The organism is Streptomyces sp. UNOB3_S3, assembly GCF_020740895.1.
In the GTDB taxonomy this organism is placed as follows: Bacteria; Actinomycetota; Actinomycetes; order Streptomycetales; family Streptomycetaceae; genus Streptomyces.
In genome coordinates this window covers 22,594-40,296 of record NZ_JAILXP010000014.1, presented here as the reverse complement: position 1 = coordinate 40,296, position 17,703 = coordinate 22,594, and the positions used below count along the sequence as shown (strand labels likewise).

Genomic DNA, 17,703 nt, shown 5'->3' with positions numbered 1-17,703 from the left:
GTCCTGGGGGTGGCGGGGGCGGCGTCGGTGGCCGACTGCCAGCTGCGGTGCAGCCGGGCGAACGGCCCGTCGCCCGCGGCCAGGAGGCCGGGCGGCCCGTCCTCCACCACCACGCCGTCCTCCAGCACCAGCACCCGGTCGGCGATGGCGACGGTCGTCAGGCTGTGCGCGATGATCAGTGCGGTGCGGCCGGCCAGCACCCGGCGCAGGGCCGCGTGGACGGCGCGTTCGGACGGCGCGTCCATGCTGGAGGTGGCCTCGTCGAGGACGAGGACGCGCGGAGAGGTCAGCATCACCCTGGCCAGCGCGACCAGTTGCCGCTGCCCGGCGGACAGGGCGGCGCCGCGTTTGCGGACGTCGGTGTCGTAGCCCTCCGGCAGCCGTGCCACGAAGTCGTGCGCCCCGACGGCCCGGGCCGCCTCCTCGATCTCCTCCCGGCTCGCCCCCGGCCGGCCCAGGGCGATGTTCCGCGCCAGCGACCCGGAGAACAGGAACGGCTCCTGAGTGATCATCGACACGGCGCCGCGCAGGTCGCCGTCCGCCAGGTCGCGCAGGTCGGCACCGTCCAGGGTGACGCGGCCGGCCACCGGGTCGTAGAGCCGGGCGAGGAGCTTGGCCAGGGTCGACTTGCCCGAACCGGTGGTGCCCACCAGGGCCACCGTCGTCCCCGGCGCCAGGGTCAGGTCCAGGCCGTCCAGGACCAGCGGGGCGGCGGGGGAGTAGCGGAACGACACGTCCTCGAAGCACACCCGGCCGGGCGCCCCGACCGCCGGCAGCGGCAGCGGCCGGACCGGCTCCGGCAGCGTGTTCCCGGCGTGGAAGAGCACGCCGATGCGCTCCAGGCCCGCCGCGGCGCCCGAGAACGCGTCGGCGAACGAGGCCAGTTCGTCGATCGGGTCGTACAGCCGGTGGACGTACAGCAGGAACGCGGTGAGCGTCCCCACCTCCAGCTGCCCGTGCGCGATGCGCACCGCGCCCAGGGCCAGCAGCAGCGCCAGCGACACATTGCCGATGAGCTTCACCCCGCCGCTGAACAGGCCGCTGACCCGCCCGGAGGCGGCCCGGGCCGCCGCGTAGCCGCTGTCCAGGTGGCCCAGCGCCGCCGCCCGCTCCCCCTCCTTGCGGAACGCCTGGACGGCGCGGACACCGTGGTACGTCTCACCGGTGTGCTGCACGATCCGTTCCGTGGCCGCCCGGGTGCGCCGGTAGGCCGCGCGGGACCGGCGGCGGAACCAGCGGGTCAGCAGGTGCAGGGGGACGAACAGCGCCAGCACGACCGCGGCCATCGGCAGGTCCAGCCAGAGCATCACCGCGACGATGCCGGCCATGGAGAACAGCGCGGAGAACAGGCCGTCCAGGCCCATCTCCAGCACCTCCTCCACCGCTTCGACGTCCCCGGTCAGCCGGGACACGACACTGCCGGAGGACGACGCCTCGTGGTACGCCAGCGGCAGGCGCACGGCGTGCCCGAAGGCCCGGCACCGCAGCCGGAACAGCAGCGTCTGCGCGATGGCCCCCGAGTAGCGCAGGAAGCCGTACTTGAGGGTGGCCGAGGCCAGCCCCGCGGCCAGCGCCAGGCCGGCGCAGACGGCCAGCGGCGTCCAGCGGCCGTCCGCCGCGGCGGGCAGGCCGCGGTCGATGGCGGCGGCGATCAGCAGGGGTGTGGCCAGGCCGCTGAGGTTCTCCAGCAGCGCCAGGCAGACCGCGAGCGTCAGCCGTCGCCGTTCGGGGCGCAGCAGGTCGCGCAGCAGCCGGCGGGGCGTGCCCGCCGGGCCCGGGCCGGGAGCGGCTCCGGTCACGGCCGTCGTCATGGTGTCGTCGGTCATCGGGCCCCCACCTCCGGTGCGGCGCTCTGCCACGGCCCGCGCCCCTGTCCGGGGTCCGCCGGGCCGTGGGCGGTCACCGGGGACTCCAGCAGCAGCCGGTACCGCTCGTCACGGGCCATCAGCTCGTCGTGCGTCCCCAGGGCCGCCACCCGCCCGTCGGCGAGCACGGCCACCTGGTCCGCCAGCCGCAGGGTCGCCGGCCGGTGGGCGACCAGGACGGTCGTCACCGTGCCCATGACCGTGCGCAGCGCCGCCTCCACCTCCCGCTCGGTGTGCACGTCCAGGGCGGACAGGGCGTTGTCGAGGACGAGGACCGAGGGGCCCGGCAGCACGGCGCGGGCCAGGGCCAGCCGCTGCCGCTGGCCGCCGGACAGCCCGGTGCCCTCCTCCCCGACCCGGGTGTCCAGGCCCTCCGGCAGCGCCGTGACGAACCCGTCGGCGTGGGCGAGACGCAGGGCGTCCATGATCCGCTCGTCGGCCCGCGCGTCCTGCTCCCGCCCGCCGGGCAGGCCGAGCGCCACGTTCTGCCGGACCGTGCCGGAGAAGAGCACCGGCTCGTCGAAGGCACAGCTGACGGCCGCGCGCAGCTCGTCCAGCGGCACGTCGCGCAGGTCGGTGCCGTCCAGGGTGATCCGCCCGGAGGTGGGGTCGTCGAGCCGGGCCAGCAGCGAGACCAGGGTGCTCTTGCCGGAACCGGTCGCGCCCACCAGGGCCAGCGTGCCGCCCGCCGGGACCGTCAGATCCACCCCGCGCAGAATCGCCTCGCCGCTCTCGGGATGACGGTAGTGCACGTTCTCCAGGCGCAGTTCGCCGCGCGGCGGGCACGGCAGCCGACGGGGCCGCACGGGCTCGGCGACCGTCACCGGCACGTCCCGCACCTGCCAGTAGCGGTCGGCCGCGGCCGCCGCCGTGCTCGCGTCGGCGATGAGCCACCCCAGGGTGTCGGCCGGCCAGCGCATGGTGGTGGCCACGGTGACGGCCGCCGTCAGGGTGCCCAGGGTCGTGCCGCCGGTGGCCGTGCCGTACCCGCCCACCGCGATCAGGGCGACGACGCCCAGCTCGGGCAGGGCGGTGATGGTCCACCACAGCGCCGCCGTCAGCGACAGCTTGCGCAGCTCGGTGACGCGCAGCGCGCGCGCCTGCGCGGTGAACCGGCGCACCGTCTCCGGGCCGCGGCCGAAGGTCTTGAGCACCCGGACGCCGAGCACCGACTCCTCCACGGTGGTGGTCAGATCGCCGCTCTGCTCCTGGGCGGACCGGGCCACACCGTGGAAGCGCCGTTCGAAGGCGACGGTGGCCAGCACCATGGGCAGATAGGTGACGAGCACCACCAGCGCCAGCACCGGCGACAGCCACGCCAGCACGCCCAGGCCCGCGACCAGGGCCACCACGTTCACCAGCAGATACACCGCGGAGAAGGCGAAGAACCGGCCGAGCTCCGCCACGTCGGACACCGTGCGCGACAGCAACTGCCCCGAGCTCCAGCGCGCGTGGAACGACGACGGCAACCGCTGCACATGACGGAAGAAGTCGCCCCGCATCGACGTCTCCAGACGCGTCGACGGCCGGACCACCAGCAGCCGGCGCGCGCCCAGCAGCGCCGCCTCGACGACGCCCAGCACGAGGAACCCCGCCACCAGCCACGGCAGCGCCCCCGTGTTCCCGGACGCGATCGGCCCGTCCACCAGGCGCTGGAGGACCAGCGGCATGGCCAGGCCCGCCAGCATCGAGCCGAGCGCGGCACCGAAGGCCGCGACCATGAACCATCGGTGGGGCCGTAAGTAGGCGGCCGAACGCCACAGCGAACCGCTCCGGGCGCGCCTCACCGCCGCGCCTCCCGGGCACCCGGCGCGTGAGTGCCCGGCGCGTGGGCGTCCAGCGCGTGGGCGTAGTGCTCCAGCGCCCGGTCCGTCGCCGACCCGGCACCGTAGGCGGCCGTCAGCCGGTCGCGGGCGGCGGCCACGAGCCGGCGCGGCCCCTCCGGCCCGGTCACCGCGGCGTGCACGGCACGGGTCAGCGCGGCCACGTCACCCCGGGGCACCAGCAGCTCCGGCGTGACGGTGCCGACGGTCTCCCGCAGGCCCCCCACGGCGTACCCGGCGACCGGCGTGCCGCACATCATGGCCTCCAGCGCGCTGCCCCCCAGCTCCTCGTGGGCCGAGGGCATGACCAGGACGCCCAGCGCGGTCATGACCGCGGGAATGTCCGCGTGCGGCAGGAAACCGGTGAAGCGGAACCGGTCGGCGAGCCCCGCCTCGGCCACGGCCTCGCGCATCCGGGCGCCCTGCGGACCGTCCCCCACCACGAGGAACACCGCGGCCGGCGCCCCGGGCAGCTCCTGCCACCGCCGGGCCGCCGCGACGAAGTCGCGCCACCCCTTCTCGTGCGCCACCCGGCCCACATAGCCGATCAGCGGCACGTCGTCGGGGACGTCCAGCGACCGGCGCAGCGCGGCGGTGTCGGCCACGGGCCGGGCCCGGACGTCACCCACCGAGTCCGGCACCACGTCGATCAGGGACCGGTCCATCGGCAGTTCCCGGGCCACCACCCCGGCCGTACGCCCGGTCAGCGTGGACACCCGGGCGGCGCGCCGCAGCGCGTACCGCTCCACCGCCCGCACCAGGCCGTGCTGGAGCCGGTCCACCCGGGACATCGGCTCGTACACCGACAGCCGCGAGCAGTGGAGCGTCAGGCAGTAGGGCGCGCCCATGATCCGGGACGCGAGCGGCCCGGCCAGCAGCGCCCACACCTGGCCGTCGGCGTGCACGTGGATCAGGTCCGGCCGCCACCGGCGGCGCAGCCGCACGCACATGGCCAGCGCCCCCGCCAGCCAGGCCTGGTTCAGCCCGACCAGGCCGGTCAGCTCCGACCGCAGCCGCGGCAGCGGGGCGCGGGTCACCCGCACCACCAGGCCGGGCCGGTCCTGCCGCCGCCGGGGCAGGCCGGGGAAGCCCACGGTCATCACCTGCTGTTCCACGCCCCGGCCGGCCAGCTCCCGCGACAGGCGCAGGATCTGCACCTGCATACCGCCGACGGCGTCGTACTCGGCAGGCCAGCTGTCGACCTGGTCGTGATGGAAGAAAGGGGTCAGCCGCAGCACACGCACGGGGAACTCCACGGGGAGGGACGGCCGGTCGGGGAAGGCGGCGGCGGGTCGGCCCCGCCGGTGGTCGCGGCGGGGTCGGCCCGCCGGTGGTCAAGCGGGCGCGACCGACATCCGGCCGGCGCCGTCCGGGGCCTGGGCCGCCGAGGCGTCGACGACCTCGTGGACCAGGTCCAGCGGCACGGGCACCAGGGGCAGCCGGCCGGTGCGCAGCGGCGTGCCGGGGCCCGACAGCAGGACCATGGGCGTGCTGCCGGGCGGGCAATCGAGATAGCCGCGCTTGTTGTCGTAGGACAGCCAGTTCTTCACGTCCGCGAGAGCGGCCTGCGGTGGCACCGCCGTCCCCAGGCCCGCCCGGGTGATGAGGTCGTGGTGGAGGTCCACCAGGCCGTCCGGGCAGTGTCCCAGCCGCCGTGAGACCTCGGCGGCGACCGTCATGCCGATGGCCACACCGGCGCCGTGGGCCACCCCGCCGCGCGCCGCGTGCTCGATGGCGTGCCCGGTGGTGTGCCCGTACTCCAGGACCAGGCCGTCGCCCCGCTCGTGCTTGTCCGCCCGGGTGACGTCGGCCTTCGCCGCCACGCTCTCCTCGATGATCCAGCGCAGGGCCTCGTCGTCGTACCGGGCGTCGGGCCGCAGCAGCGCCGAGAGCCGGCCGGTCATCGACGGGCGGATGGCCAGGGCGTTCTTGACCACCTCGCCCATGCCCGAGCGCACCTCACGCTCCGGCAGCGTCCGCAGCAGCGCCGTGTCGGCCAGCACCTCGGCGGGCGCGTAGAACGTGCCGACGAGGTTCTTCCCGTAGGTGGCGTTGACCGCCTGCTTCAGCGACAGCACCGAGTCCAGCATGGCCACCACCGTGGTGGGGACGTGCACCAGCGTGATGCCCCGGAACAGCAGGGCGGCCAGGAGGCCGGCGATGTTGCCGGTGACGCCGCCGCCCAGGGCCACCACCACGCTGCGCCGGTCGGCGCCCTCGCCCAGGGCCTGTTCGGCCAGCGCCCCGACGGTGGCGATGTCCTTGTGCACCTCCCCGGGCCGGTGCGTCAGCAGGACGGCGGGGCCGGCGTCCTTCTCCAGCCGGGCCACGAAGTCGTGCCCGTGGAGCGCGGCCACGGTGGTGTCGCTCACCACCAGATAGCGGCTGGCGGCACGGTCGGCGAGCCGGGCGACGATCTCCTCGGCGCACTCGGTGCCCAGCCGGTAGGGAAAGCCGGCCTCTTCCATGGCGATGGCCGTGACGTGCATGTTCACCCCGGTTTCTGCGACGGGTCGCGTGGTGGCGGGTCGCGCGACGGCGGTCTGTGCTGCGGAGGTCTGTGCTGCGGCGGTCAATCGGTCAGTTCGGCACCGTGGCGCACGGCCTTGCGGAACGCCTCGGCGATGTCGTGGATGTCGCTCTCGTCCCCCAGCAGGGCGCTGTGGTGGAGCGTGACGGTGCGCCGGGCGGCCGCCTCGGACACCGGCAGCTCGAAGCGCTTGGGGTCGGTCCGCTCCTCGTGCTCGACGCCCAGCGCGTAACGCCTGCGGCTGCGGGGGTCGTACAGCCGGTTGCGGCTGATGGGCGCGTAGCACGGCAGGACGGGGAAACCGAGCTCGGCGGTGAGCGCGCGGGTCACCGTGCCGACCCCGACGTGGGTGAACTCGCCCTCGGGCAGCCGGGCGGCGTAGGTGTAGTACGTGCGCGAGGTGGTGCCCCCGGATGTCTCCTGCGGGGTGCAGCCGGTCTCCGTGAGCAGCCGGTCGAGGAGGGCGGCGTTGCGCCGGCGGGTCTCGTTCTGCTCGTCGAGCTCCTTGAGCTGCTCGACGAGCAGGGCGGCCTGGAACTCCGACAGGCAGCGGTTGTTGCCCATCAGCTCGCCCGTCTCCACCAGCTCCATCTCGCCCGGGGCCGGGGCGCGGCCGGCCAGGACGCGGCCGTCGGCGCGCAGGTGCTCCACGCGCCGGGCGAAGTCGGCGTCACGGGTGACGACGGCGCCGCCCTCACCGCTGGTGAGCACCTTGCTGTGCTGCATGCTGAACGTGCCCGCGGTGGCCAGCGCGCCCACCTTCGTGCCGCGGTACTCGGCGCCGTGCGCCTGGGCGCAGTCCTCGATCAGCGGCAGCCCGTGGCGTTCGGCGAGGGCCGTCAGGGCGTCCATGTCCGCGACGGCGGAGTAGAGGTGGACCACGACGATCGCCTTGGTGCGCTCGGTGATCGCGGCCTCGACGGCGGCCGGGTCCAGACACAGGGTGCGGGCGTCGACCTCGCAGAAGACGGGGACGGCGTTGACGCCGAGGACGGTGCTGCCGGAGGCCACCCAGGACAGGGCGGGGACGACGACCTCGTCACCGGCGCCGATGCCGCACGCCTCCAGGGCCAGCATCAGGCTGGCGGTGCCGCTGGCGGCCGGAACGCAGTGGTCGACACCGTGGTAGGCGGCGAAGGCGCGGGCGAAGCGCCGTTCCCGCGACTCGGTGCCGCGGTAGGGGCCGCTGATCGACCAGCGGCCGGAGGAGAGCACGTCCTGCACGGCGGCCGCCGCCCCGGCGGCGGGCCGGGGCCACAGGGGCCAGGACCGGGTACGGACTGCGGTGCCGCCGTGCACGGCGAGGGATCGCGCCATCGGTTCGTCCTTCCTGAGCGGGCCGGGGGAGGGGGTGCGGTCAGGCGCGGAGGTTGAAGAACGAGCGGGTGTTGCCGTCCGCCCGCCGGAGCGCCACCTCCAGCGCCCGGGGGTGCTCCTCCAGCGCGAACTCGTGGCTCAGCAGCGCCCGGACGTCCACGGCCCCCGAGGCCAGCAGCTCGATGGCCTCGCCGAACCGGTCGCCGGGGCCCATCGACGCCTGCAGCGTGAGCACCTTGACGACGATGTGGTGCGGCGCCATGCGCGCGGCCTCCTCGGTGCGGTACCCGATGAGCCCCACCCGTCCGCCTGAGCGGACGGCCTCCACGGCCTCCTGGACGGCGAGGGGATAGCCGGAGGCCTCCAGGACGACGTCGGGGGTGAGCTCGGGGCGCCTCGCGAAGAGGGCGACGAGGTCACCGGGGTCGCCGCCGACGGTGGCCGGCACACCGAGGGCGGCTGCCGCCTCCCGGCGTTCGGGCACCGGTTCGGCCACCGCGGTCACCTCGCCGCCGCGCTGCCGTACGGCCTGGGCGAGCAACAGCCCGATGCCGCCGGCGCCCGTGATCGCCACCTTCTCGCCCGGCGCCACGCCCAGCCGGTCCACGGCGTTGAGCGCCACCGCCAGGGGTTCCACCTGACACGCCTCGCGCAGGGACAGCGCGCCGGGCAGCCGGTGGAGGTTGGCCGCCGGGATCGTCATGTACTCGGCGCAGGCGCCGTCCCGGGTGAAGCCCAGTTCCTGGAGGTCGGCGCAGAGGGTCGGCTTGCCGGCGGCGCAGTGGCGACAACTGCCGCAGGAACACGTGAGGTCACCGACGACATTGGTGCCGACCAGGCCGTCGTCGGGGCCGTTGACGCCGACCACGGTTCCGCTCCACTCGTGCCCGGGGACCACCGGGTAGGTGAAGCCGTGCCAGACGCCCTTGTAGAAGGACAGGTCGCTGCCGCACACCGAGTTGTAGGCGAGGCGCACCAGCGCCTCGCCGGGGGCCGGTTCCGGCGTCGGGCGCCGGGTGAGCACGGCCTGGTGGGGGGCCTCGAACATCAGGGCTTTCATCGAGCTGGACCTCCGTCTCTGTCCGCTGAGGGGGACCGGATGGGACCGAGCAGGTGGAGCGCGAGTGCCGAGCGAGCGCACGGGGTACGAAGGCGTCGGAAGGTGCGACGCCTGTCCGCTGTTGCGAATGAATGTGCGGTGAGCGTACGCCAGAACGTATGTCGCTTGTCAACTCATGTGAGCCGAGGGAAAGATGGCGCCATGGACGAGTGGCAACTCCTCCGCCGGGCCGACGGCCCGGTGACCCGCGGCCGGCTGGCCGCCGACCTCCGGGCACTGGGCCTGGCGCCGGGCGACACGGTCATGACCCACACCCGCCTGTCGGCCCTCGGCTATGTGGCGGGCGGCCCCCAAACACTCATCGCCGCCCTGCTCGACGCGATCGGCGAGAGCGGCACCCTGATGGCGCCCTGCGGCTGGAACGACGCCCTGCCCTACGACTTCACCCGCTGGCCCCGGGCATGGCAGGAGGCCGTACGCGCCGAACACCCGGCCTTCGACCCCGCCCTGAGCGAGGCCGACCACAACAACGGACGGCTCCCCGAAGCGCTGCGGCACTGGCCCGGAGCCGTACGCGGCCGGCACCCCGACGCCGGCTTCGTCGCCGTCGGAGCGCGCGCCCACGAACTGATGGACCATCAACCCTGGGACCACCCGCACGGCGCGGACAGCCCGCTGGCCCGGCTGACCGCGTGCGACGGCCGGGTCCTGCTCCTCGGCGCGCCCCTGGACACCCTCACCCTCCTGCACCACGCCGAGGCCCTCGCCGACGCGCCCGGCAAGCGTCACGTCACCTACGAGCAGCCGGTCACCGAGGACGGACGGCGCGTGTGGCGCCGCTTCACCGACATCGACACCGAGGGCGAGGCCTTCCCCTACGGGAACGTGGTGCCGCCCGGGCGACGGCCCTTCGAGGTGATCGCCGAGGAGATGCTGGCGGCCGGTACCGGCCGCCGGGGCCGCGTCGCCGCGGCCGAGAGCCACCTGTTCGAGGCGCCGGCCGTCGTGCGCTTCGGCGTCGACTGGATCGAACGCAGAATCCGCTGAACCCGCCGCCGCCGTCCGCTTGGGCGGCTGCCCCGGTCTCATGTTCAGGCGGTCTGTTCGACAGCTCCTGGTGGTGCTGTACTAGCCGCCATGGGGGATGTGTGGTCCGTTGTCAGTGCCCTGAGCTCTGCTCTCGGCACTGTTGTGGTGATCGTGGCAGGCTTCTTCGGCTACTCGCAGATCAAGGAAGCACGTCACGCACGCCACATACATCTACTGCTCTCCTTCCAGGACAAGTACCACAGCCCAGAAGCCCGTAGCTTCCGGCATCGTCTGCTGGCCGGCGAGTTCGGCCCTCCGGAACAGTTCGACCCCGCAGGTTTGGGCGCTGATGACTTTCACAGCTTCTGGCAACTGCACGACCAGCTGGAAGTTCTTGGAGTCCTCGTCGAGCGTCATTTACTGGAGTTCGACTTGGTGCTCGCCTGCTTCCACAGGTCGCCTCCTCGGGTGTGGGAGGCCATTGAGCCATATATTCGTAAGCGTCGAACCGAAGCATCTCCGCTGGAAGGCCAGAATTTCGAGAAGTTGGTGCGGCGATACCGCGACTCGCCCGCTCTTCCGGATCAGTATTGGGAACGCAGGAGCGTTTTGTAGGGGCGATCAGGTATTCAGGGAACTCAAGCTCTCCGACCGTGTACGAGCATGCGTGGGAGATTCGGGACACGTACGAGTACTGCTACGGCTTCACCCCCTCCACCCCGCGCCGGGCTTCACCGTGTCCTGGCGTTATAGGACACCCCTCGCCCGCACCGAACCCGACCCCATGGGCACGCCGCCGTTCAAGGATTTCCTCGCCCAGCACCCCGGCATCCAGCTGCACACCTTCGGCGACGCCGCGGCCGCGTCCGACGGCCTGGTCACAGCGACAGCCTCGGCGAGCAGATCCGGCGCGCCCTGCCCGGCACGAAGGTCGTCAAGGCCTTCGTCACCCAGGAACAGGAGACCGTCACCGCCCCCAAGGCCATCGGCGGCGGCGAGCACACCATGTTCGTCGCGGGCGACGACACCGACGCCAAGCAGCAGGTCACCGACCTGCTGAAGACCTATGGCTGGAACGACATCCTCGACCTCGGCCCCCTGGTCACCGCCCGCGGCATGGAGATGTACGCCCACATGCACCTCGCCATCGGCCTGGCCCTCGGCTTCGGCACCCGCTTCGGCATCAAAGTCGTCCGCTGAACCCACCGGCCCACCGACCTGCACGGAAGGAACCTCTCCCATACCTTCCCCGGCGAGAACGGCGAGGAGACCGCCTTCGTCTTCCACATTGGCGGCACCCACTGGACCGTCCTCCTCGACCCCTCCGGCCAGCCCTTAAGCCCGGAGTCAGGTGGTGAGATAGGCGTCGAGCGCGGCCGCGCCCGCCAGCATCGCCAGGCCCCGCGCCGTCAGCCGGTCGCGCCATTCCCGCAGCGTCGCCCTCAGCGGTTCCGGCCCGCCCGCCGTCCGCACCTGCTCCAGCACCCGCGCGATCCGCTCCAGCCCGTGCCCGCCCCGCCGCAACTGGTGGGCCAGGAGCACGTCACGAACGTCGGCGGACGTATAGAGGCGATAGCCGGTGCGCGGATCCCGCAGGGGCACGATCAGACCGGCCCGCTCCCACGCGCGCAATGTCGCCGGCCGGATGCCGAGCCTGTCGGCCAGCGGCCCGATGAACGTCACCCCCGGCTCCGGCTCCGATTCCGGATTCGGTTCCGGATCCGGCTTACTCGGCGGTTCCAGGTCGCGCAGCGCCGCTTCCACGGCCTCCAGCGTGCTCCGGTCCTCGGCCAGCCGCGCGTGGCCGGCGTCGATCAGCCGCAGCGCCTCCTCGACCTCGCCGCCGTTCACGGCCCGCATGATCGCCCCGGCGGCCGCATGGCCGTACGCGGGGATCAACGCGAGGAATGTCCGCAGCGCCGCCGCATGGCGCGGAGCGTAGACGCGATAGCCGCTCGGCGAGCGCTCGGCCGGCGGCAGGAAACCCGCCTCCTCGTAGTTGCGCACCGCCTGCGTGGACAGGCCGTGCTCACGCGCCAGATCGATCGGCCGCAACCGCATTTTGAAGGTTCGCCCCTATGGACAGCAGGAAAGTGCCGAAAAAGTTTACACCGAATGTTCAACGATACCGTTGAAGGCATGACAGCCCCGACCCAGGGCGTCGTCCGCCCGTTCACCGGCGACGCCCTCACCGCGCTCCTGTCCTCCGCCCCCCGCCTGCTCGGCCTCGGCGAGCCCACGCACGGCGTCGAAGCCTTCCCCGAACTGCGCAACGAACTCTTCCGCCACCTCGTCGAGCACGAGGGCTACCGCTCGATCGCCCTGGAAAGCGACTGCCTGTCGGCCCTGATCGCGGACGCGTACGTCACCCACGGCACCGGGACCCTCGACGACGCGCTGGACCGGGGCCTCAGCCACGGCTTCGGCGCCTCGGCCGCCAACCGCGAGCTCCTGCGCTGGATGCGCGCCCACAACGAGCGCCGCCCCGCCCACGAGCGGCTCCGCTTCTACGGCTTCGACGGCCCCCTGGAGATGACGGGCGCCGCGAGCCCCGGCCCGGCCCTGACGGCGCTGCACGACTACCTGGCAGCTCACCTCGACCTGCCCTGGAGCCGCGAGTCCCTGACCGGCCTCCTCGGCCCGGACGAACGCTGGGCCTGCCCGGACGCCCTCATGGATGCCGCCCGGTCCGTCGGCCGTACCCCCGAGGCCGGGCGACTGCGCCTGATCGCCGACGACCTCCGCGCAATGCTCACCTCGCACGCCCCCCACCTGACGGCCGTCACGTCCCCCGACGACTTCTGGCACGCCGGCCTGCGCGCCCGCACTGCCACCGGACTGCTGCGCTACCACGCCGGCCTGGCCGACACCGCGCCCACCCGCCTCGGCACGATCATGGCGCTGCGCGCCACGATGATGGCCGACAACCTCGACGCCGTCGTCCGCCGCGAGGCCCGTCGCGGCCCCACCCTCGCCTTCGCCCACAACGGCCATCTTCAACGCGACAAGAGCCGGGTACGGTTCGCCGGCCTGCCGCTCGAGTGGTGGAGCGCGGGTGCCGTCATGAGCACCCGGCTGGGCGACGATTACGCCTTCGCCGCCTCCACCTTCGGCACACGCGGCTCCGACGTCCCCCACCCCGGCTCCCTCGAAGGGATGTTGTCGGCCCTTCCCCACGCCCGTGCCGTCATCGACCCGGGCCGGCTCACCGAGGCCCTCGGCGAGACGCCGGCCCGCCGTGTCCCCGCCGACCACACCTACGCGCCCCTCGACCCGGACACCACCGACCGGATCGACGCCATCGTCTTCGTCAGGGAAATCTGAACCGTCCGCCGGGGAAAAGCGGGTGGCGGCGCGAACGCCGCCACCCGCCGGACCCGCCCCGCGTCAGCAGTACAGGTTGCCACCCGGTGCCACGCCGAGGACCGAGGTGAATCGCTGATAGCTCGACACCCGGCTCTGGACCTGGCCGGGATTGCCGCCATTGCATTCCAGGGACCCGTTGATGCTGCGGATCGTCTCCCCGAATCCACGGCTGTTCACCATGGCGTCGTGCGGGGTCATGGTGCCGGGGCCGCGCTGGGTGTTCCAGTACCACAGCGCGGTCTTCCAGGAGACGGCCGCGTCGGTCTGAACGAGCGACGGATTGTTGAGCAGGTTGATACCGAGGGCGTCACCCGCCGCCTTGTAGTTGAAGTTCCAGCTGAGCTGGAGCGGTCCCCGGCCGTAGTACGCGCTCTGGCCGGCCGGGCAGCCATAGGGCTGGCCGTGGTCGCAATAGTGGGGGTAGTTGGCCGTGTTCTGCTCGACGACATAGACCAGCCCGCCGGTCTCGTGGTCGACATTGGCGAGGAAGGCGGCGGCCTCCTGCTGCCTGACCGTCTTGCTTCCGGTGCCGGCGAAACCGGGGTACGCGCTCAGCGCGGCGACGAGCCCGCTGTAGGTGTAGAAGGCGTTCCGCCTCGGGAACATCTGGTTGAACTGGGCCTCGCTCACCGGGAAGGCGCCGGGGTTGCCGCCGCCCTGGCAGGTGTACGGGTCCCAGTACCACGTGCTGATGACCGGGTCGTATCCGGGATTGTCGTGCTCGGCGACGTAGTACCGGCCGTCGGTGTACCGGACGACCGTGCCCGTCGTGTACCAGGTTCCCGCGGTCCAGTTCGGCGCGTTGTCACAGGCGCCGGCGGCGCCCGCCGTTGAGGCGGGGACGAGGACGACCATGCCGACCAGGGTCAGCAGACCCAGCAACAGGGCCGCGAGGCGGCTTCTTCTCACGATGGCTCCTAGTGGGGATCGAGCGAATCGCTGACGGCGAATCAGGGCCGCAGCGGCCTACGGGGATCTCTCGCCAACGCGAAGTGAATAACCATGCGAGATTGATGTCAACAGCACGCATCGCCACCGGCCCAACCCGACTCATTTACCCATGACTTCAGGACAATTGCGGCGGCGGGGGGTTGCGAGGGCCGTGAGGAGCATGGCAACCATATGCCGGCGAAGAGCCTGCCCGAATGGCCCTTGAAACAAGGAGAGATCCATGCGTGAATTCAAGCGTGCCCGCTATGCGGCGACCGTCCTGGCGGCCACGGCCACCGGTATCGCGCTCAGTGCGGGACCGGCGGCGGCGGACGTCCCGATCGGCAAGCCCGTGACGGGCAAGGCGACCTACTACACCGACAAGGGCTACGGCGCCTGCGGCACGCCCATCGACGCGACCTCCCAGAACCTGGTCGCCGTCTCGGCCGCGTGGTGGACGTCCGGCAACCCCAACAACGACCCGCTCTGCAAGGGCATATCCGTGGAGGTCACCTACAACGGCAAGACCATCAGAGTGCCGGTCAAGGACAAGTGCCTCTCGTGCGACCGGAACCACATCGACCTCAGCCAGCCGGCCTTCCAGAAGCTGGCGCCACTCGACAAGGGCGTGGTCCAGGGCCTCACCTGGAAGTTCGTCCGCTGACGAAGGCGGGTCCACCGCGGTCACCGGAGCGCTTGCCCTGCCCGATCGTCGGATAGTCACACACTTTTGGGGGACGCCATGCCTCCAAGGCTCTGACCTAGCATTCTCATCAATCGCCCCGGCGTGCAATTGCATACGGGAAAATACGATCTTGCCGCCGTCGGTCCATGCCGCCGGTGGCCGGTCGCCGCGGGGCTGTCGATCACGAGAAAGGGTGGGGCTGCGTGACGTTCGAGAATGGTGTGTCTGCCCGCGAAATCACCGGAGTGACATGGGTCAAGAGCCGGGCCAGCGTGGGGCAGGGGAACTGCGTGGAGCTGGCGAAGCTGGCCGGGGGAGCGGTCGCCGTGCGCAACTCCCGGCATCCCGAAGGGCCGGCGCTGGTGTACACGCGCGAGGAGATGGAGGCGTTTCTCACCGGCGCCAAGAACTCCGAGTTCGATCACATGACCGCTTAATGACGTACTGAGATATTCGGGCCATAGATTGGCCTGACGGACATTCAGGCTCCACTGTAGGTCTGTTCTTTGCTGCCACGACCTACAGCGGGAGTCTGGATGTCCGCAGTCCGTAAAGCCGCCGAACCTTCCCCCGCTCGCGTCATCCCCTTGGAGCGGGGTACCAAGCGGGAGGCCGCCGCTCGTCTGCTCGGGGCGCAGCTGCGGATCCTGCGTCAGGAACAGGGCCTGGGGCTCAAGGACGCGGCGCCGGTCATCCGCGGGTCGGTGTCGAAGGTGAGCCGGCTGGAACGTGGGGAAAGCCCGCCGAAGGAGCGCGACGTCATGGACCTCGCGCTGTTCTACGGCGCCACCACCGAGCAGATACAAGAGATCGAAGCCTTGCTGCGCCAGGCACAGCACAACGAATGGTGGCAGCAGTACAGCGACGTCATGCCCGGCTTCCTCAAGCGACTGATCGCTTTGGAGGACTCGGCCGATGAGATCCACACCTATGAGAATCATGTGGTCCCCGGCCTGCTGCAGACGGCCGATTACGCTCGTGTGCTGGTGACGGCGGCGATGCCCGACGCCTCGGAGGAGAGCATCCGGAAGCGGGTGGAACTGCGAAAGCGCCGTCAGCTGATGCTGAACAACGATCTCCCCCGAGTGGTGGCGTTGCTCGATGAAGGCGTTCTGCGTCGCCCCGTGGGCGGGCCCAGGGTGATGTACGAACAGCTGAAGTATCTGCTTCACGCCGGGGAAGTACAGAACGTCAACATCAGGATCGTGGAGTTCGAGTACAGCGCCGATGTGGCCCCGACGTACCCGATCACGCATCTGCGTTTCGGCGACGGCGGGCCCGCGGAGCTCGTCTACGTCGAGCACATCGACAACGCGATGTACCGGACCCGCCCGGAGGAGGTCGACCGGTACCGGCACGTGCTGAACGAGCTGGGTTACGCGGCGGCCACCCGCGAGAAGAGCAACCGGTTGCTGGCGGAGGCCGCGGAGCGGTACCGCCGCCGCATCCGGGACTGAGGGCGCGTCTGCGGGACGCGGGACTGAGGGCGCGTCCGGGACCGAGGCCGGCCGGGAGAGGCCGGCTCAGAGCCGTGCGACCCCTCCCCATTCGACCCAGTCGGTGGCGCGCTGCTCGGGAAGCGGCGGCCGGTGGTCCGGACGCCAGTCGATGACGTCCACCAGGCCGGGTTCCAGGGTCCGCATGCCGTTGAAGTAGGCACGGACCTCGTCCGGTTCCCGGACGCGGCCCCAGGTGCCGCCTGTGCAGTCGTCCATCAGCCGGGTGACTCCGTCACGCACGCCGGCGTCGTCGCTGACGAGCTGGCAGATGACCATGAAGCTTCCCGGCCCCAGCCGCGAGGCGACCCGCCTGATCACCGCGGCGGGGTCGCGCTCGTCCCGTGTGTCCGGCAGACAGTGCAGCACGGAGACGAACAGGGCGGCCACGGGACGCTTGAAGTCGATCAGTCGGCGGGTCTCCTCGTGGTCGAGGATGCTGTCGGTGTCCCTCATGTCCGCCTGGATGATGGCGGTGTTCTGGTTCTCCTGCAGGGTGGTACGGCCGTGAGCCAGGACGATGGGGTCGTTGTCCACGTAGACGACCCGGCAGCCGGGGTTGATGCGCTGGGCGATCTGGTGGACGTTGTCCTGGGTGGGGAGGCCGGAACCGTGATCGATGAACTGCTCCACCCCGTAGTCCCGGGCGAGGACCCGTACCACTCGCTGCAGGAAGGCACGGTTGTTGCGGGCGAGGACCTGTGTGCTCGGCGCGATCTTCAACAGGTCCTGGCACGCCCGGCGATCCGAGGCGTAGTTCTCGACGCCGCCGAGTAACCAGTCGTACATGCGCGCCACGCTCGGTGTGTGCACATCGATGGCGTGGGACGGTTTGGCTTCACTGGCCATGTCTCCCCCTGCGGCCTTGGCCGGAGAATGCCTGAGCTGGCGGAAGTGCTCATGCTAGGGAGCACGCCACCCAGGAGCCAGTCCCCCGAACGAGCGAGGGTGCGAAATCGCCAACAGGGAGGGATGGTTCACGCGGCGTGCACACGGCGTGCACACGGCCGGTCCGCCGGGCGGCAGGCGCTCACCTGCCACCCGGCCGTGCGTCAGTGACGGCGAACGCGCAGCACACGCACCGAGGACCCACAGGTTCCCGCCGACGCGACGCCGAGCAGGGGGAGCAGCTCGGTTAACGGCAGCGAAGCCGTTGCGGCCCAGATGACGGCGACGGCCACCAGGACCAGTCCGAGACACAACCTGACATCCCATACGCAGAAAGAGTGCTTTTTGATGGTCATGCCGATTCCTTTCCTATGCGAGTCGTGGCATGCGGGTGCGGAAATCCCAATCTGTGCCGCACCCGTCTTCGCCATGAAGATACAGGTGATCGCGGGCTCTTTGCGACGTTTAACGTGGGTGGTAATGCAAATCGATTACCCATGCAAGCCTGCAGGTCAGGGCGATGATGCAAGCAATGTCCGAACGGGAGTCCAGGGATTGCGACCGCTGCTGTCCGCCGGTGCACGCTGTCGATCGACAATCTTTCGCCGACATCCTGTTTCCTGTTCGTATGTGACACCCGGTCAGGATATTTCTTTCGCCTCCGCCAGGAGGGCGGGTTTCGTCCCGACCGCCCATTTCCCGGGCTTCACAATG

17 protein-coding genes are annotated in these 17,703 nt (G+C 71.5%); 7 read left to right on the top strand and 10 right to left on the bottom strand.

Annotation, left to right across the window (positions count from 1 at the left end):
* From K6I33_RS03245 to K6I33_RS03220, 6 genes are all read right to left on the bottom strand, one after another.
* Positions 1-1,826, bottom strand: a 1,826-nt coding sequence (locus K6I33_RS03245; RefSeq protein WP_229348126.1) for an ABC transporter ATP-binding protein, incomplete at its 3' end; no start/stop codon positions are given.
* On the bottom strand, positions 1,823-3,586 hold the full coding sequence (locus K6I33_RS03240; RefSeq protein ID WP_229348125.1) for an ABC transporter ATP-binding protein: 1,764 nt from the start codon (positions 3,584-3,586) through the stop codon (positions 1,823-1,825). The genes K6I33_RS03240 and K6I33_RS03245, both read right to left, overlap by 4 nt.
* Positions 3,587-3,648: 62 nt before the next feature.
* On the bottom strand, positions 3,649-4,932 hold the full coding sequence (locus tag K6I33_RS03235; RefSeq protein WP_229348124.1) for a glycosyltransferase family 4 protein: 1,284 nt from the start codon (positions 4,930-4,932) through the stop codon (positions 3,649-3,651).
* Positions 4,933-5,022: 90 nt separating this feature from the next.
* The gene (locus K6I33_RS03230) at positions 5,023-6,177 is read right to left on the bottom strand and encodes a 2-deoxy-scyllo-inosose synthase (RefSeq protein WP_229348129.1); all 1,155 of its coding nucleotides are present in this window, start codon (positions 6,175-6,177) and stop codon (positions 5,023-5,025) included.
* A gap of 83 nt (positions 6,178-6,260) precedes the next feature.
* Complete coding sequence (locus tag K6I33_RS03225) at positions 6,261-7,535, bottom strand: DegT/DnrJ/EryC1/StrS aminotransferase family protein (protein ID WP_229348123.1); 1,275 nt, start codon at positions 7,533-7,535, stop codon at positions 6,261-6,263.
* Positions 7,536-7,575: 40 nt separating this feature from the next.
* The gene (locus K6I33_RS03220) at positions 7,576-8,595 is read right to left on the bottom strand and encodes a zinc-binding dehydrogenase (RefSeq protein ID WP_229348122.1); all 1,020 of its coding nucleotides are present in this window, start codon (positions 8,593-8,595) and stop codon (positions 7,576-7,578) included.
* A 201-nt stretch (positions 8,596-8,796) separates the two neighbouring features.
* Here K6I33_RS03220 and aac(3) point away from each other — a divergent pair, with 201 nt between their 5' ends.
* From aac(3) to K6I33_RS03205, 3 genes are all read left to right on the top strand, one after another.
* Positions 8,797-9,642 (top strand): aminoglycoside 3-N-acetyltransferase, encoded by an 846-nt coding sequence (gene aac(3), locus K6I33_RS03215; protein WP_229348121.1) that lies wholly within the window; start codon positions 8,797-8,799, stop codon positions 9,640-9,642.
* A gap of 90 nt (positions 9,643-9,732) precedes the next feature.
* The gene (locus K6I33_RS03210) at positions 9,733-10,239 is read left to right on the top strand and encodes a hypothetical protein (RefSeq protein WP_229348120.1); all 507 of its coding nucleotides are present in this window, start codon (positions 9,733-9,735) and stop codon (positions 10,237-10,239) included.
* 390 nt (positions 10,240-10,629) lie between these two features.
* A complete protein-coding gene (locus tag K6I33_RS03205) occupies positions 10,630-10,824 on the top strand; it encodes a hypothetical protein (protein WP_229348119.1) in 195 nt (64 codons plus the stop codon).
* Between the two features lie 147 nt (positions 10,825-10,971).
* On the opposite strand, the gene K6I33_RS03200 is transcribed toward K6I33_RS03205, so the two are convergent.
* Positions 10,972-11,685, bottom strand: a complete 714-nt coding sequence (locus K6I33_RS03200) for a MerR family DNA-binding transcriptional regulator (RefSeq protein WP_229348118.1) — start codon at positions 11,683-11,685, stop codon at positions 10,972-10,974.
* Between the two features lie 78 nt (positions 11,686-11,763).
* Between K6I33_RS03200 and K6I33_RS03195 the strand changes: the two genes are divergently transcribed.
* On the top strand, positions 11,764-12,948 hold the full coding sequence (locus K6I33_RS03195; protein ID WP_229348117.1) for an erythromycin esterase family protein: 1,185 nt from the start codon (positions 11,764-11,766) through the stop codon (positions 12,946-12,948).
* A 63-nt stretch (positions 12,949-13,011) separates the two neighbouring features.
* On the opposite strand, the gene K6I33_RS03190 is transcribed toward K6I33_RS03195, so the two are convergent.
* Positions 13,012-13,845 carry a glycoside hydrolase family 19 protein gene (locus tag K6I33_RS03190; RefSeq protein WP_229348128.1) on the bottom strand — a complete coding sequence of 278 codons (834 nt, stop codon included), beginning with the start codon at positions 13,843-13,845 and terminating at the stop codon, positions 13,012-13,014.
* Between the two features lie 316 nt (positions 13,846-14,161).
* Here K6I33_RS03190 and K6I33_RS03185 point away from each other — a divergent pair, with 316 nt between their 5' ends.
* From K6I33_RS03185 to K6I33_RS03175, 3 genes are all read left to right on the top strand, one after another.
* Positions 14,162-14,584, top strand: coding sequence for a cysteine/serine endopeptidase inhibitor (locus K6I33_RS03185; protein WP_229348116.1), 423 nt, complete (start codon positions 14,162-14,164; stop codon positions 14,582-14,584).
* A 224-nt stretch (positions 14,585-14,808) separates the two neighbouring features.
* Entirely contained in the window at positions 14,809-15,042 is a 234-nt protein-coding gene (locus tag K6I33_RS03180; protein ID WP_229348115.1) for a DUF397 domain-containing protein, read from the top strand.
* Positions 15,043-15,141: 99 nt separating this feature from the next.
* Positions 15,142-16,062, top strand: coding sequence for a helix-turn-helix transcriptional regulator (locus tag K6I33_RS03175; RefSeq protein WP_229348114.1), 921 nt, complete (start codon positions 15,142-15,144; stop codon positions 16,060-16,062).
* Positions 16,063-16,128: 66 nt separating this feature from the next.
* On the opposite strand, the gene K6I33_RS03170 is transcribed toward K6I33_RS03175, so the two are convergent.
* Complete coding sequence (locus tag K6I33_RS03170) at positions 16,129-16,950, bottom strand: SAM-dependent methyltransferase (RefSeq protein ID WP_229348113.1); 822 nt, start codon at positions 16,948-16,950, stop codon at positions 16,129-16,131.
* A gap of 203 nt (positions 16,951-17,153) precedes the next feature.
* Complete coding sequence (locus K6I33_RS03165; RefSeq protein ID WP_229348112.1) at positions 17,154-17,345, bottom strand: hypothetical protein; 192 nt, start codon at positions 17,343-17,345, stop codon at positions 17,154-17,156.
* Positions 17,346-17,703 lie beyond the last annotated feature (358 nt).